Consider the following 15,039-nt stretch of genomic DNA (forward strand, 5'->3'; position numbering starts at 1 on the left):
TTTGGTTATTAATAAGGTGAAGTTTGTAGATGGCGTGCAAGTTAGCAAGCAGAGTTACCACCGGGCATACACCAGATTGACAATAATTTCACAACGGAGGTACAATTCCTGATCAATTTATTATAAATACACTAATATTTATGTCACAAACTTTCTTTAAAAATACTGAACTAGCAGCAATAATTTCTTGTTTACCAACCATACTTACTTATGGAATTTTATTTGATGATGGTGAACGCGGAGGTGATGATTTTGGTAAAAAATATTTAGAAAATTATTGGCTTAGACACCAGCCTACTGTTCTCAAGCCTCTTAGCTATCTTGGTGCTGGCATTTTGCTATTGTTAACAACTCCAGTTTCTTTGTTTTTTTTAACGATAAGCCTGCCTATAGCACTGATACGTGATGCAGTAGTTGGTATTTCTACGTTAATTAACAGCTGGGGTGAAAGGGAACCAGATATTGAACCTACATTAAGGACTCTTCGCTGAGAAGCCACTGGAACGCACTTTTTAAACTGGCAAGTTCCTTATTTTACTATCCTAAACGTGCTGTTTCATTCAGCACGCTAAAGCAATCACTTGTTCATCACATAAAGGGATCTCCCGCATTACAGAGGCAGGTTTTAGAGAAGAGGAGCGCACAAAACGAGGGCGGCATCAGGTAATTTATCATGTTTATTTAAAGGGTAATTATAAGACTTTATATTTTTTAAATCTCTATTCCACTAACTATAATCAAGTCAGTTTTCTTATTTCTCAACTTAATAATTACATGGTTTCAGGCACAAGCCCAGATTATGAGATCCCTAGATTTAAGAACTTTGTTTTCCTTGAGTTACTAACTATCTCTCTTTTTATCTTATCTCTCATGCTGATTGTTTTGGGGGGCAACTTTGGAAAACTCATTCAAAAAATAATGTAGCCGGGTTGCTTGCAACTGTATCTTATGACAGACCGTGGATATAAGATACAGTTGAGGTAAGCTGTAGGGGAGATAAGCGATACGGTGCCTGAGGAGGTTGTCATTCCTAAACCGGCACCTACTTGTCCCGTTGGGGACATTGGTAATAAATTACCATACATGTAACTCGCTCTGCGGCTCATCGCGTTACCTGCCATCACGTTTTCCGCTACAGCACTTTCTGTAAATCCAACTGGAGCTACGATTTTTACTTTGCCAGCTTTAACATCCTCCTGGCTTCTTTGGGGGATTCTGTTGCATAGGATGTATTTAAAAAAATGCTGGCGATGCAGCCAAAATGCTTAAAGCTAATTTTTTTATTTCATATCAATCCGTTGATTTATATTTATTTACTAGCTCTCATATTAGCTTTCATACTAGCGAAGGAGCGTATAAATTTCTATCTAATAATTAAATTATTTTATAAGCATTAATACTCAGCTACATACAGGAATACCAATAAAGTAATGATGGTTAATTGCGCTAAGGTAATCCATTATCATTGATGATTTTTACTTTTTAAGTAAATAAAAATCAATTAATTAGTGCTTGAATCCCCATTATTTTTTACCAGGACATATACTTAATATATCAGAGGAGAAATAAGGGGGTTCTATGCTAGCTAGATTAATCGGAGTTGTGCGTGGACCTGAATTACCAGCTAAAAGACCAATGGCATTAATTGTTCCGTTTAATGCAGGCCAGTTGCCCGCGGACGAAATGAATCAATTTACAAAATCTGTAAATGCGCTAATAAATAAATACAATAAAGACATACCCGATCCTGAAAAGAAAGAAATTTTGAAGCAAATACAAGATAAGGTACAAGAGGTCGAATATAAATATAATCCGAAGGATTTTGCTCGATCTCCTGGCTATCAAGAGATGCACGCGGCGCTTTTTAGTGACATAAAATACCAATATGCCAGTTTAGGTATTCCTTCGTTAATTAAAGAGCCAAGGGACTCTTCTCCACTGTCAGAAGTTATCGCCAATATGGCACCGGATAAAGCGGATAAACTTATGGGGATTTTGATCAAGGGTCGAAATCCTAATTTAGCTGCCGAACTTAATCGCTTATATGACGCAGGCGATGTAAGTGCCGAAGCAAAAAGCTTTCGTAAGTTTTTACGTGAGCATGAGATTAGCTACTTAGGTGGCGGAAATTCTAAAAACTTTAAAGTCGTAAACCGCGATAATGGTAATGAGGCGGTTTTAAAAATCGATTGCCGCCTTGATATGCCTCGAAATGTTGAGGCACATCTTCGTGACAAGATGCCTGATCGCTTTGCACCCATTGCAGCCGAAAGACAAGTGTGTTGCCGCGATACGAAGGGTGAATTAATATCACGAACGATGTTGGTTACTGATTTTTGTAAGGGTGGGAGTGTTAATGAGCATCGTGGTACTTTGTTAACCCAACAAGATCTATTAACAAACACAGGTAAGATTTTTGAACAAATGGCGGGCACGTTACTAAATATTCAAGAAGCTGGATGCATGTTTCCTGACGCCAAAATTACGAACTGGCTAGTTGATGCGCGTGGAAAAGTTCAGCTTGCTGATACTAAAAGTTTTCTTTTTACCGATGCAAACAAACAATATACAGAGGGCCTACCTGGAAATAAATATTGTTCAATGCTGCGAACTGGCGGTTTTACTCCCCCTGAACTTCATGATTCGACAATGAGTGCTGATGCAGTACATGCATATATACTGGGTAAAAATTTATATTACTATGCTTCAGGAAAACTGGGTAAAGGAGATGATGCTGCAAATTTTACGTTTGATGGAGTTGGATTTTCAGGGCCTGTTGGTCAAGAATATAAAGCAATTATTGAAGGCTTAGTAAAACCCGAACCCCACGAACGCATGAAAATAAGAGAAGCTCTTGACCGCCTCTTTATTGTAAATAATCCTGAGTTTAAACAGGTATTCGCCGATCTCAATGCATTGAAATTTGGTGAAAATGATGAAAAAATGAACGAGTTTATTCGTAGTAAACAACAGCAAATTAATAATGCAGCTCCCGAAGCTCGCGCAGCGATTCTAACTGAGTTACAACAAACAGTGGTTGCATTAAAAGCAGATAAAGCTGTAGAAGGTGTAAGGAGCGTAATTAAAGAGTTTAGAGATAGCGCTGGTATTTTTACTGTAGGAATGAACGCTAAAGCCGAGAGAATTGAGTCTGCCATGGCGAAGGTGTCTATTGAGGACCGTTGTAAATTTTTAACATCATCTAATTCAGAACCGGTTATGCAAGCGCTTGCATCTCATCGCCATTGGGGTAAAGGAGGACAAGTCAACTTAACCCAGGATGGAAAGATTGATGCTCAAAATGCAGCGCAAAGCTTTAAAGACTTCAAAGCTAAATTTGTAGATCAAGTTGGCGAAGCAAAAGCACCTAAACAGGAAGCACCAGACCATGAAGAAGCCCGTGGAATGAAACTTTAACTATAGGAAGTGAAAAATGAATTTTAATACACTATGTGGCGAGTTAGGAATTAATGACCATCAACCCATAAATGAAAAGCTAAGGTTGTTGAAAGCATGGTTTCAAAACACCGTATCTACTGATGTACAATTCTCAGGGGATGATAGTGAGCAATATCAGCAATATGAAGACGCTACGGAAGTTTATTTAACACGCATTCTTCCTAAAATAGGCTCTGATATTGAAAAGCCACATCCAGACCTTGAGGGTGAAAGTTTACTTGCGGCTGTAGTTATAATGGGTTTTGATCAAGTTTTACGTTCATTAAATCCCACTAAAAACATGATCAATACTCCTAATAAAAATAACATAACTCTGCTTCATTCTGCGGCGAGTAATGGGTATTTAAGTATGACCCAAGCATTACTCAACCTTGGGGCGGATACTTGCGCGCTAAATAATCAGAAACAATACCCCATTTTCAGCGCTTTATTCATGCCTATATTTGATAATGATTTGGAAAAACTAAAAGCGAATAAAATAGCTATTTTTAATTTGTTGAATGATAAAGGAAATCAACTATTAGAACATCAAGATAGTAATGGCGAAACGGTATTGCATCGTATGGCTTTGCATGGTTTTAGCACCTTAATTGATGAAACATTAATTAGCAATCCACGACTTGCCTTTATGAAGAATGCTCATACTCATTATCCAATACATACTGCTATTTTAAATAATCAAGAAGCTGCTGTTTCTTCTTTATTGAATGAAAATAGTGCGGATCTGGCTGATAGTAATGGCTGGAAGCCACTTCATTTTGCTGCTCGCCAAACCAATAACATGATATTGGAGCAATGCTTGCAATACCCAAGTCATATAGATGAGCCTGATATGATGGGGAGAACTCCATTGATGTTGGCTGCAGAGCTTGGAAATATAGATGCAGTGGCCACACTTATTCGCCATGGTGCGAAAACGGAGCTAGTTGATCATCAAGGGTTTACTGTTCTGCACCATGCAGTTAAGGCGGGTAATCCAGAGTTAGTTCGCTGGTTACTTGAAAATGCAAAGCTTGATGTTAATGCAAAGGATGAACATAATCATACCCCGTTGTCACTTAGTGAGACGGTTGTCACTGAAACAGAGCATATGAAAGACATCAGTAACTTATTATTGCAGCACGGGGCAACTGCAGAATCAATGAGATACCATTAATTGAGGATTATATTGGGGGGCTTTGTATTTGCCCCTTTATCCTGATCTTCCAACAAGCTATCAACCCTCAATGTTGTGCCTAGGACCTGACCTATTAAAAATCACTATACAGATTTCATCTTATATGTTGATTGCATTGGGCAGAATAATTGAATAATCGGACTATATTCTTTCTTTTCCGAGAATATGCGGAACTCGTGATCATCACTAAGTAGAGCAATGGTTTCCTGTGAAATGTTTTCTCTATTCATAGCATACAACAATTGTTGAAACGTCAATTGCTGAAACGGTGGTTTTTCGTGGAAAAAGTTTATTTTAGATGGCATGCGCTCTTTAATTTTTTTCGCCAAGAAATCAAAAATTTCAATGACATGCTGCACATGTTGATTTTGAGTTTCACTTAACGACGAAGTTGTGGTGGTCGTATGGGGTATATAAGTAGGAGGAGATAATATTAAGTCTAGGAACTCATTTGTTAATAGATGAATATTTTGCGTAGTTATTAATGAAATATGCCCCACAATCGATGTGAAATCGTATCCAACCATTTCTCCATAATTAATTATATTTTGCCAATTCTGCTCAGAAAAACGGAAGTTGTTTGTTTTAAAATGGGATAAAAACATAAAAAATGTAGGGCTGCTAAAGAGGGGCTGAAATGGTTCTAAATAAGTTCGTACCGGCTTTCCTGGGTTGCTTGTTATATCAGCTTTACTTAAAAGGATAGGTATTATTTCCTCAATAATTCGATCAAGATTTTTTTTAGGGATCATCTTTTTAATGGAGCGGTTAATGAGAGCGTGGGTTTGTTCGATCAAATAGGCTGTTCTTATGTACTCTGGAATAGAGGGTTCCTCAACGTTTGGATCGTCTTCTATTTTTTCCCGGATATCTGCAATAGATGGCTGCAAAAAATCAGCGCCACATTGAGTAACAAGATTGCTCAAGATCTTAGTTAAGGGGCGGTGACTTTGTTGCACAAGTAATAAAATCATTTCTGTAGATATTTTTATTTTTTTATCTAATAAAAAATTAATCGCGGAAATTGATTCATATACAGCATAGTTAGCTGAGTGTGTTGCGACTAAATTTAATAGGTTAGGTAGGCTGATAACATCTTTAGGGGGGAGCTTAATGTTTAGCCTCTCAACCATTTGCTGCAATAATGTATCTACGTCTATTTGATAATGCGTTTTGATAAATACATGCTTAGATTTAAGGGAATGAATCGCCATGATTAATAAATCAATCATTCGATTGTTTCGATAGCGTTCTGGTTCTGATTTTCCGAAGTAATTAGGTATTCTACTGTTGATGTATGACCATACATTTTCTTTTTCAGTAGTATTGGGAGTTATAGCAAAGTCGTTTATTTTTTCGAAAAGAGATGAAAGTATCGCGCTGCTATTAATCGCAAGGTTTTTATCATTAGTTAAATTTTTTAATGCAGGACACAATTCGTTTGTTACGAATTCAAGGCTTTGGGATTCAAACTGACATAATGCTATATAATGGTAATAGGCATCGTGCATAAACACACTAAGTTTTGATCCTTTCATATCATGGACTAATAATAAATTATCCTGTACCCATGTTGAATAGAGGCTAACTGGATGGCACTGGTGTTGATGGAAATCCCTATGGAGCGTGTCTACATTAATTTGGCCAAAAATGGGCTCCATTGTAATTTGATGGGTTGGGTTGCATTCTTGGGCTAATGCATGGATAAAACCAATGGAGGGTACTATTTGGGCATGGTTAAATGGTGTTGCTGAACTCGCATTAATAAGTCCACCTGGTTTCATAATGGTATAGAGCAGCTGGTCTTCTTCGCGGACAGTGGATATGCTAAAAAAAATGCTATTGATACCTGAAAGTGAGCCAATTATTTGCCTCAACCTATCTTTCGGTACCATGGGAAAGTCTTTTTGCAGTTGTTTAATATATTCTCGAAGTCGAGCTTTGTTTTCTGGCAAGCTTGCATTAAAGAGTTTTATTTTATCGGGGTAGCTCTGTAAGGCAGAATGAATAAGATAGCTTTGTAAAAAATCATTTTTATCAAGTAAGGGCAGGCTATACTCTTCTTGTTCCCTGATTTTTATGTTGCTTAAAAATCCAGATAAATCAACTTCTACACCGGGGTAGGTTAATTGCTTATTCAGATAGAGATAGGAGAGATGCGCGTAAGTTAAATACAGCTCATATTGATTGTGTGGTTCCGCAGTATGGTTTTCTGCTTGAAAAAATGGATGTTCCAGGTCTGCTAGGTTTAACGAGTGAATTAGATCGATTATGTCTGGGTGTTTAGCAGCATCTAATTCATTGAGTTTTGTGGTAAGAAGGCTTTTTTTAATATATCTAACTAGCATTTTTACATCCTGAGAATCACTTTTTTATTTATTCAGCTTTATTTTCTGTATTTAGATATGCCATCGTATAATATTTGGACAGGCTCTACAAGGGGGCTGCTTTATTTCTAAGTATTTAGGCGCCTCAGTTCATCCTTAACCAATGACGATATTTAGAGCTGATAATTTGAATAGCGCAGAATTGTATCTCCTAAGTATTTGTGATATATAACTTTTTACCTTATTTATATAGGACGATTTAAATGCAAGGAAAAAATGAATTACCTCTAAATCCAAGCTCTACTCCAACTCCCTCAGTGCTTCCAGATACCCCAACAAATAATACGGTGGCACAACCGAAAATGACCACAGGGCCTAAATTAATCCGCCCAGATGAGATGGGTCTTTATATGAGGCCAGGTGGCAACGAATTCTTTAAAGTACCCTTTGAGCTAAGATCCGATAATGATGGGTTAGGCAGTGACTCTGAGCTTGATTTCACTATCTAATTACCTTTGTAAAAAAGGCAATATTCCCAGTTAAGTAGCTAAGCTGATTTTCTGTGCTTGGTTACTTTTTTAAGAACCACATTCTCCATTTTATAAAAAGCATTTTTGCACTCTACAGCCGTTTGTATGAGTTAATCAGTCATTAAGTTTTCACTTACACTATACTTAAATAAAACAAAGAGAGAGCTAAATGAAACAAAAGACAGAGCCAGAGTGGGCTTTTTTAGGGGAAGGCAATTACAACCAAGTGTATAAAAGCGCAGATAGCAAGCGTATACTTAAAGTTCAAAAGAATGCTGATGCAACAACCGATACCCCTGAGCGCTCCGCGCGGTTATGGAATCTAATTAATCCCAATTTACACCCATCAGCAACTATAATTGACTCAGAACATGGTATTGGTTGGGTTTGTCCCTATGTTGAGGGGGAACAAGCATCCGATGCAGAAATAAGTTTAGGAGTTCTCGATGTCTATAATAAATCGGGGCGTATCGTTGTTGATGCGACAGCACCTAAAAATTTTGTTACAACCCCAGCAGGCGATATTATATGTATTGATATTGGCATGGCATTCGTATAGAGGATAGCGATCCTCAATCATCTCCTCAACGATTGATGGAGCCGCAGTATAGTATCATTAGTGCGGAGGCATGGAACAAATACAAAGGAGCCTATGATAAGTTTTTTCAAGGCCAACAATTTGGTTATCCTCAGGCAACCAATACAGTAAAGGCATTGTTGTATATTAAAGAACACCGCCCCGATATAGTCGATGTGAGCTTTTTAAAAGAAAAACCTGATGAGATTGCCCAATTAGCAAAAGCATTTGATGAGCAAAAAGAAGAGGAGTCCTTTGCGCGACGCTTAGGAGGCAATGCCCATTTAGTAGTCGACTTTGCTCAGAAGGAACAAAGGGAAAAAGCGGATGCCTTTTTAAGTGCTGAAAAATCGCCCAATCTTGATAGTGCCAAAGAAAGTTGCATTAAAGAATTAGAACGGTATATTCAATCACGGGGAGCAATTCATGAGGGTAAGTTTAGCCCATCCTTTACAACAAAAATATTTAGAGACGCAGAATTAACAGGGTATAAAGTCGCAGCAACGCAAACATTGATTGAAAATATCAGAAATGCCAGTTCATTAGAAAGCATACGTGAAATAGTAGAAGACACTTATACTTCCGATCCCAAGCTATCGAAAAAAACGTTTTTTTCCAGTGGATTAGAACGCTGTATGGCGAAGTGCATCTCGATAGCTGATACCGCAATCAATGCAGAGCCTCATTCAGAATTAAATGCCCAAATGCAGTAAATGATCGAATGCGTGATGTCGATGTAATCGGTATCATGCTTTTTATCAGCCATTATCGCAGTAGTGGTGTATACATCACCAGAACCTAGTGTTCTGCCATATTAATATGGCTGCCTCCATCGATAAACAGAATATCGCCAGTAATATAGTCAGCATCTGCCAGATATAAAACGGCTTTGGCTACATCCTCTGGTGTTCCCCATCTTTTTAGTAACGTTCGTTCAGCACATTTGATTTTCCGTTCAACGGAGTAGTGTTCGGGAGGCAAAACAGGGCCTGGAGCGATGGCGTTGACTCTTATGGTTGGACTAAGCTCTACAGCTAGATAATGGGTTAGGCTAGCGAGAGCTGCTTTTGATATTCCATGAAACATCATATTTTTTCGAGGGTAAAAGGCAAATAAATCAATAATATTGATAATGACGCCACCACCTTGCTGCAGCATAATTTTTGCAGCTTCATTCGCACAGTAAATACTGCCATAAACGGCCACGCCGAATGAGTCGTGTAAAGGTTGGAAATTATCACAGGGAAAAGGCTGCTTGTTGTAAAGAGAGGCGTTGTTGACCAGCAAGTCAAGTTTGCCAAATTGCTCTTTAATGAGGATGAACATGTCTTGTACTGCTTGAGGTGATTGAATATCTGCTTTAGCAATCAAACAGCGACGACCAAATTGTTCTACAATAAGCTTAACTTCTTGGGCCTCAGCATCAGAAGAATGATGGTTAATTACGAGGTCATAGCCATTTTGAGCTAGTTTTTCGACTATACTTCGCCCTACACGTTTTGCTCCGCCAGTGACTAAGGCTATTTTGTTATCTGTTTGCATCGTTATTTCCCTATCTTGTTGATGTGGGATTTTTCTATTCGCTAATCCGTTCCGTGTTTCCGATAAAGAAAATAAACAGAACATATAGCGTACTCAATAATGCGGTAATCCCAAACATAATCATAGCTAATGGTAAAGGGGAGCTGTGTTCAAAATAAGTGACAAAATGACTGGCTGCTCCTACTATTATTAGCTGACAGCTAGTGAGTAAGGAAGATGATAAACCAAAATCATGCTTTAAATTATTCATAGCCAAACCTAAAGCATTGGGAAAAATGAGCCCTTGGCTAAAAATAATTAAAAAGGCAGGACCTACTACCGAGATGATGGTAAAAACATCCAGTGTTGCTAATAAAACCATTAATGTTACCGCGGCCAGCGAACATAGCAAGCCCGCCTGCATAATGCGTTCGGCAGAGAAATAAGTTAATAAGCGGCTGTTAGTCATGACGCTAATTAGATATCCACCGGCAACAAAAAACATCGCCCATCCAAATTGGACTTCGTTTAAACCTAGATCCTTTTGCAGTAAAAAAGGAGCTGCTGTGCAAAAAGCAATAGTCAATGAAAAGCTAAGCCCTGTGGTTAGGACATAAAACGTAAATTTTGTATTGCGAAATAGCTGTGCGAAGCGATAAACAATACTGCGGAACGTATAGTTTTCCAGACGGTGATTGGTTTCAGGAAGATAATGAAAAATAAAGTAAAAAATAGGCAAGCCCCACAATAAAATAAAATAAAAATTGCCTTGCCAGCCCAGATAGGTATGGATATAACCGCCAATTACTGGAGCCACAATAGGGATAATGGCCCATATAAGCGACATATACGAAGATAATATAAGCAATGATTTATCGCTCGTAATGTCTCGTGCCATTGCGGAGGTGGATACCTGCAAACCCCCCGCAGCTATTCCGGCTAAAGAACGGAAAATAAGCATCGAGTATATTGAACTGCTAATGGCACTACCAAAAATAGCTAAGTTATAAAGAGCCAAACTGAAGAATAAAACTTTTTTTCGACCGTATTTATCCGAACAGGGGCCCCACAAGATAGGTGAAATACCAAAACCAAGTAGATACATCGTTAAAGTATCTTGGATCATTGGTGGTGCTACAGAAAAATAATCTGCCATGCTGGGAAAAGACGGCAAATAAATATCCACGGGAATTTGTTGAAGCACAATGAGCAAGAAGATACTGATAATTACTTTTCGTTGATCCTGCATATTAAAATCGCCCGCTTTTAATTTTTTGCGACATTATTGGTTCGCTAAACGCGTTCCTTCACTCTTTCTTAGCCGCTAGATTATTGTGCTCTCTAGATACCCTCATTGTAAGTCTAGAATACGAAGAGCCAATTCGCTGCACGGAACATGTTATTTATTTTACAATTTGGTCATTTATGGCAAAGTTTCCTATACTTTATATGCTTTGCATGGGTTTAGCAAAAATTTACGTGAGGAGTTAAAACCTTATCTAATTAAGGTAACTGCAGTTATGCCGGGGGCGGTCATAACGGACTCATGGGGAGAGTACGATAATAGTCAACAACGTATCATGGAAACAAGTGATGTCGCTAAAATGATTTATGCAGCCTCCGAATTATCGCCTGCTGCCTGTGTCGAAGATATTGTTTTGCGCCCTGATTTCGGGGATTTATAACTAAAAAGGCAATTCATTTCTGCAGGGGATGTGGCCAATTTATAATATAATTTTCGCGGGATGATAATATGAATTATATGTTATTAGTGTGTGTTGATGCTGCTTGGGGGTATGCAAGAAAAAATCAATTACCCTGGCATATTCCCGAAGAGTTGGCTCATTATCATCGCACAATTAGCAAACAAGCAGGGAAAAAACGAGCGTTCATCATAGGGAAAAACTCTTGGTTGTCTGCCTCCGATGCAGACAAAAAAATCATGACCGACGCTTTTTGTTGTGTCATATCAAAAACTTACCGTCCTATTGCCGATGAAAAAGTTTTGCAATTTGCCACACTTGCTGAGGCCAAACAATTTTTAGAAGACCCGATACATTTAATTGACACGGTTTATATTTTGGGTGGTAAGGATATCTATCTTGAAAGTTTACAAAGCAATATGGTGACTTCGATCGTTATTTCCAGGTTAAAGGTACTTTTTGATTGCGATCGCTTTTTAGTAGAAATGAATAATATTCTAACGGAACGCTTTTTCTGCGCTTCGCAAACTTATTGTACCTACCCAGACTCGGTTGATTTTATTATCGAAGAATGGGTAGCCAGCCCCCCCAAATCGAGCTCCTTAAGTCATTTGGCTCAAGGCTTAGAGTTTTCTTTACTACTTCACCATGAGGTTTTTCAACAGAAACTTCCTTATGAATCATGGGCAATCGTTTTAAAATTTATCATTGGTTCTATTCACCAATACTGTAATCCCTATTTGCCTCAACATACTGTGTTTCAGATTATTGCAGCGAATATATTAAAATTATTTAAATATTTTTATACCGCAGAACACATTTATTCCGTGCAGGTTAAATTGAACGAGCACATGGTTCATGAGCATTCTTCAAACACAATTATTGAACGTCAGGAATTTAAGCCTTGGGGCTGGGTTGATGTTTTATATGAAAATAATTGGTTAAATACCGCTGTTTTATGCGTGGAGGAGCAGAAATCCATCCAGAAACATTACCATGACTCCATGTTAGAGTATAAGCTGGTTATGTCAGGAGTTGTTAATACATACTATGAACAGGGCCCATTAGTCAGTGTGTCTTCTTTAGTGGAGTTTAATCGTCCATTTAATATGGAGCACGGATATTTTAATCCGGTGCAGTACCCAGCCAAAGTTATTTCTTTGAATGATCGCATTTTTGATATGAAATATGAGGTCCTGATTCAAGATGAACATTTGCCTAAGAGCTTGGAAGCCCATAAGTTAAATTGCCTTATGGTTGGAACAACGGAGGGGATTGGTAGTGTCTTATATGAGGCGATAAAAGAAAACTATAACCTGATTTGTTTAGATAAAAACAAGGTTGATGATGGTCGTTTTTATATTCCCTTAGACTTTAATGACTTAGAAAGTGTTTTTCAAATCAGAAATGCTTTGGTGCAGTTGAAAATAGATGTAATCATTATCACCAGCAATGTTTATAGCTGCGAGGTGAGAAGGGAGCAGCAAAGCCATATATTTGAAGAAACGATGCAACTTAATTATTTAGGGCCAATCTTCCTATTATTGGAATTAATGAATCATCATTTATTGGATCGTAAGACGAAAATTATGGTTCTTTCCTCATCTCAGCATGCTTCTGATTGCCTCTGTCGTTTAACCAATTGGTCGCCTGGTGTGGATCCTGAGGACTTGTTTAAAGAACCGGAGCACTATCATCCTGACCGGCAGTATTCTTTATCCAGGTTTGCTTTAATCTCTGCCATCCATCATTTATCTCAACAAGGTTATAATATACTTAAGGTAAACCCTGGATATTTTCCATTAGTGAGTAATCAGTCAGAAATGACTGAAGTGAGGGACAGTAAGCTGAATGAGGCTGTTGAGCAAATCTTATCCCTGTTAAAACAAGAAACCTTTGCGACCTTTTATGAAGATTTTCAAGCTCATGAGCCTATATCTGAGGCAGTGTTGAAGTACGATTCAGCGAAGTTGTGGGATTATAGCCGTGCGCTTTATTTTAAGTTTGCTCATTTTCCACAGAAAATGCGCATCACTCTTTTTCGTCCCGTCACCTTTTGGACCTGGAATATTCTGGGCATCAAAACAAATAGTCATACGCTAAATATAAATAAGCGGATGAATTATTTAGTGCAAAAAATCTATTATGAGCAACCGGATATCATTTGCTTACAAGAGATAACGGAAGCGATTTGGATTAAATATTTAAAGCCATTTAGTGATAAATACGGCTACCGCTTATCAGCGATGCCTAGTGATATCGCGGATGTTCCTGACAAAGTATTTGTGGCGACTTTATCCAGGTTTTATTACAGTCATGAAGAGCTTATTGAGCTTGAGAAAGATGAGAGTGGAAAGGATTACTATTGCTTATATCAGCGGTATGAGCAGTTTGAACTTATCAACCTTCACCTCATTTCTGGGGCCAGTAAGCAGGCCCAAAGAATGGCGCAGATGCAACAAATTCTTAGGAGCATTGATACTCATGATAACTGCATCATTATGGGTGATTTTAATTCTGACTTAAATCAAACAGACCTTTCTTTATCTGAGCATGCTTTTTTGGATACCTGGAATTCTATTCACCCACAGCAGAACGGTGATACAGAGGATTTTGAACACAATTTGCTGCGTAAACAGGTAAAAATTAACGATCCGAGTACCCACTCCAGACGTGTGGATGGCATTTTTGTGCGTCAAGAGCTCATTCAAGACGTTTTAAGTGTTGAACGTTTAGGGCTTGAAGAAGTATTAAGCGAGCAATTTATATCGGATCATTACGGTTTAACCTGCACGTTTAAATTTAAGTAGCTTTAGTGCGTTTATAGTTGACCAGGTCCTTGACTTAAATAATCAAGGCATCGAGCCGTTTTATGGCTCAATGTTGGGCAATGAGCTTAAGCGATACATTATTGTAAAATTAATGGTTCTGTAGGTGTGAACGTGCTGGAAATAGGAAAAACCTCATACATAACGGTGTTTCAAGTTATGTATGAGGCATAAAACACAAGATAGCATTATTATCTTCTTATCAAAATTTGCTCATTAAATTCTTTTCTACGGGTTAAGTCTGACTCTAAAACTCCCATAAAATGTGACGTTACCATGTAAGGATTTTGTTTATTAACACCGCGTGCCACCATACATAAATGCTGCGATTCAATAATAACCCCAACACCTTTAGGATTTAGATGGTTATATATTGCTTCAGCAATTTGTACAGTTAACTGTTCTTGAATCTGCAATCGTCGAGAAAAACATTCCACTATGCGTGCTAATTTAGACAAACCTACAACTTTAGTATCAGGAATATAGCCTATATGTACTCGGCCAAAAAAAGGCAGCATATGATGTTCACACATAGAAAACATTTCTATATCACGAAGTAATACTAATTGATTGTAATTTTTTTCATTTGTAAAGCATGTACCCAATACCTTCTCAGGATCAATAGAGTACCCCTCATATAATTCTGTCCAGCTCTCAACTACTCTTCTTGGCGTATCAAGTAAACCCTCTCTTTCAGTGTTTTCACCAATTAAACCCAACACTTGCTTAATCGCTTCAATAGCTTTCTTTTTTTCGGATTCTTGCTTTTTTTTGGATAAGTCAATTAGATATTTCTCAGCTTGCATTACTAGAACTCCTTAAATGGTATTCCTTTTAAGTGTAGTTGATAAAATAGAAATGCATGGATTTTGAACACTATATTGTTAATTTATTATCTGTGCCTGCTTTTAAGTCAG

Annotated in this window: 12 protein-coding genes; 8 read left to right on the forward strand and 4 right to left on the reverse strand. The window is 37.9% G+C overall.

Annotation, left to right across the window (positions count from 1 at the left end; all coding sequences use genetic code 11):
• The first annotated feature begins 140 nt into the window (after nucleotides 1–140).
• The 3 genes from J2N86_RS05845 (at nucleotide 141) to J2N86_RS05855 (ending at nucleotide 4,615) form a co-directional block, all read left to right on the forward strand.
• Complete coding sequence (locus tag J2N86_RS05845) at nucleotides 141–491, forward strand: hypothetical protein (protein ID WP_252581675.1); 351 nt, start codon at nucleotides 141–143, stop codon at nucleotides 489–491.
• Between the two features lie 1,087 nt (nucleotides 492–1,578).
• Nucleotides 1,579–3,417, forward strand: a complete 1,839-nt coding sequence (locus J2N86_RS05850) for a hypothetical protein (RefSeq protein WP_252581677.1) — start codon at nucleotides 1,579–1,581, stop codon at nucleotides 3,415–3,417.
• A gap of 16 nt (nucleotides 3,418–3,433) precedes the next feature.
• Nucleotides 3,434–4,615, forward strand: a complete 1,182-nt coding sequence (locus tag J2N86_RS05855) for an ankyrin repeat domain-containing protein (RefSeq protein WP_252581680.1) — start codon at nucleotides 3,434–3,436, stop codon at nucleotides 4,613–4,615.
• 104 nt (nucleotides 4,616–4,719) lie between these two features.
• On the opposite strand, the gene J2N86_RS05860 is transcribed toward J2N86_RS05855, so the two are convergent.
• Nucleotides 4,720–6,984, reverse strand: a complete 2,265-nt coding sequence (locus J2N86_RS05860; RefSeq protein ID WP_252581683.1) for a hypothetical protein — start codon at nucleotides 6,982–6,984, stop codon at nucleotides 4,720–4,722.
• A gap of 242 nt (nucleotides 6,985–7,226) precedes the next feature.
• On the opposite strand from J2N86_RS05860, the gene J2N86_RS05865 reads away from it, so the two are divergent.
• From J2N86_RS05865 to J2N86_RS05875, 3 genes are all read left to right on the forward strand, one after another.
• Complete coding sequence (locus J2N86_RS05865) at nucleotides 7,227–7,472, forward strand: hypothetical protein (protein WP_252581686.1); 246 nt, start codon at nucleotides 7,227–7,229, stop codon at nucleotides 7,470–7,472.
• 190 nt (nucleotides 7,473–7,662) lie between these two features.
• Nucleotides 7,663–8,052: a hypothetical protein gene (locus J2N86_RS05870; protein WP_252581688.1), complete on the forward strand. Its 390-nt coding sequence runs from the start codon at nucleotides 7,663–7,665 to the stop codon at nucleotides 8,050–8,052.
• A 35-nt stretch (nucleotides 8,053–8,087) separates the two neighbouring features.
• On the forward strand, nucleotides 8,088–8,783 hold the full coding sequence (locus J2N86_RS05875; protein WP_252581691.1) for a hypothetical protein: 696 nt from the start codon (nucleotides 8,088–8,090) through the stop codon (nucleotides 8,781–8,783).
• An 85-nt stretch (nucleotides 8,784–8,868) separates the two neighbouring features.
• On the opposite strand, the gene J2N86_RS05880 is transcribed toward J2N86_RS05875, so the two are convergent.
• Entirely contained in the window at nucleotides 8,869–9,612 is a 744-nt protein-coding gene (locus J2N86_RS05880; protein WP_252581694.1) for an SDR family NAD(P)-dependent oxidoreductase, read from the reverse strand.
• Nucleotides 9,613–9,646: 34 nt separating this feature from the next.
• Nucleotides 9,647–10,840 carry a multidrug effflux MFS transporter gene (locus J2N86_RS05885; RefSeq protein ID WP_252581697.1) on the reverse strand — a complete coding sequence of 398 codons (1,194 nt, stop codon included), beginning with the start codon at nucleotides 10,838–10,840 and terminating at the stop codon, nucleotides 9,647–9,649.
• A gap of 166 nt (nucleotides 10,841–11,006) precedes the next feature.
• On the opposite strand from J2N86_RS05885, the gene J2N86_RS05890 reads away from it, so the two are divergent.
• A complete protein-coding gene (locus J2N86_RS05890) occupies nucleotides 11,007–11,276 on the forward strand; it encodes an SDR family oxidoreductase (protein WP_252581700.1) in 270 nt (89 codons plus the stop codon).
• A gap of 68 nt (nucleotides 11,277–11,344) precedes the next feature.
• Nucleotides 11,345–14,104, forward strand: a complete 2,760-nt coding sequence (locus tag J2N86_RS05895) for a dihydrofolate reductase (RefSeq protein ID WP_252581704.1) — start codon at nucleotides 11,345–11,347, stop codon at nucleotides 14,102–14,104.
• A 209-nt stretch (nucleotides 14,105–14,313) separates the two neighbouring features.
• Here J2N86_RS05895 and folE read toward each other — a convergent pair whose 3' ends face one another.
• Nucleotides 14,314–14,928: a GTP cyclohydrolase I FolE gene (gene folE, locus J2N86_RS05900; protein WP_252581706.1), complete on the reverse strand. Its 615-nt coding sequence runs from the start codon at nucleotides 14,926–14,928 to the stop codon at nucleotides 14,314–14,316.
• Nucleotides 14,929–15,039 lie beyond the last annotated feature (111 nt).

The sequence above is a fragment of the Legionella lytica genome, assembly GCF_023921225.1.
Taxonomy (GTDB): domain Bacteria; phylum Pseudomonadota; class Gammaproteobacteria; order Legionellales; family Legionellaceae; genus Legionella; species Legionella lytica.

Bases quoted from the DNA above. Each gene is read 5' to 3' on its own strand.
- J2N86_RS05845 (WP_252581675.1), top strand. From the start codon at position 141: ATGTCACAAACTTTCTTTAAAAATACTGAACTAGCAGCAATAATTTCT.
- J2N86_RS05850 (WP_252581677.1), top strand. From the start codon at position 1,579: ATGCTAGCTAGATTAATCGGAGTTGTGCGTGGACCTGAATTACCAGCT.
- J2N86_RS05855 (WP_252581680.1), top strand. From the start codon at position 3,434: ATGAATTTTAATACACTATGTGGCGAGTTAGGAATTAATGACCATCAA.
- J2N86_RS05860 (WP_252581683.1), bottom strand. From the start codon at position 6,984: ATGCTAGTTAGATATATTAAAAAAAGCCTTCTTACCACAAAACTCAAT.
- J2N86_RS05865 (WP_252581686.1), top strand. From the start codon at position 7,227: ATGCAAGGAAAAAATGAATTACCTCTAAATCCAAGCTCTACTCCAACT.
- J2N86_RS05870 (WP_252581688.1), top strand. From the start codon at position 7,663: ATGAAACAAAAGACAGAGCCAGAGTGGGCTTTTTTAGGGGAAGGCAAT.
- J2N86_RS05875 (WP_252581691.1), top strand. From the start codon at position 8,088: ATGGAGCCGCAGTATAGTATCATTAGTGCGGAGGCATGGAACAAATAC.
- J2N86_RS05880 (WP_252581694.1), bottom strand. From the start codon at position 9,612: ATGCAAACAGATAACAAAATAGCCTTAGTCACTGGCGGAGCAAAACGT.
- J2N86_RS05885 (WP_252581697.1), bottom strand. From the start codon at position 10,840: ATGCAGGATCAACGAAAAGTAATTATCAGTATCTTCTTGCTCATTGTG.
- J2N86_RS05895 (WP_252581704.1), top strand. From the start codon at position 11,345: ATGAATTATATGTTATTAGTGTGTGTTGATGCTGCTTGGGGGTATGCA.
- folE (WP_252581706.1), bottom strand. From the start codon at position 14,928: ATGCAAGCTGAGAAATATCTAATTGACTTATCCAAAAAAAAGCAAGAA.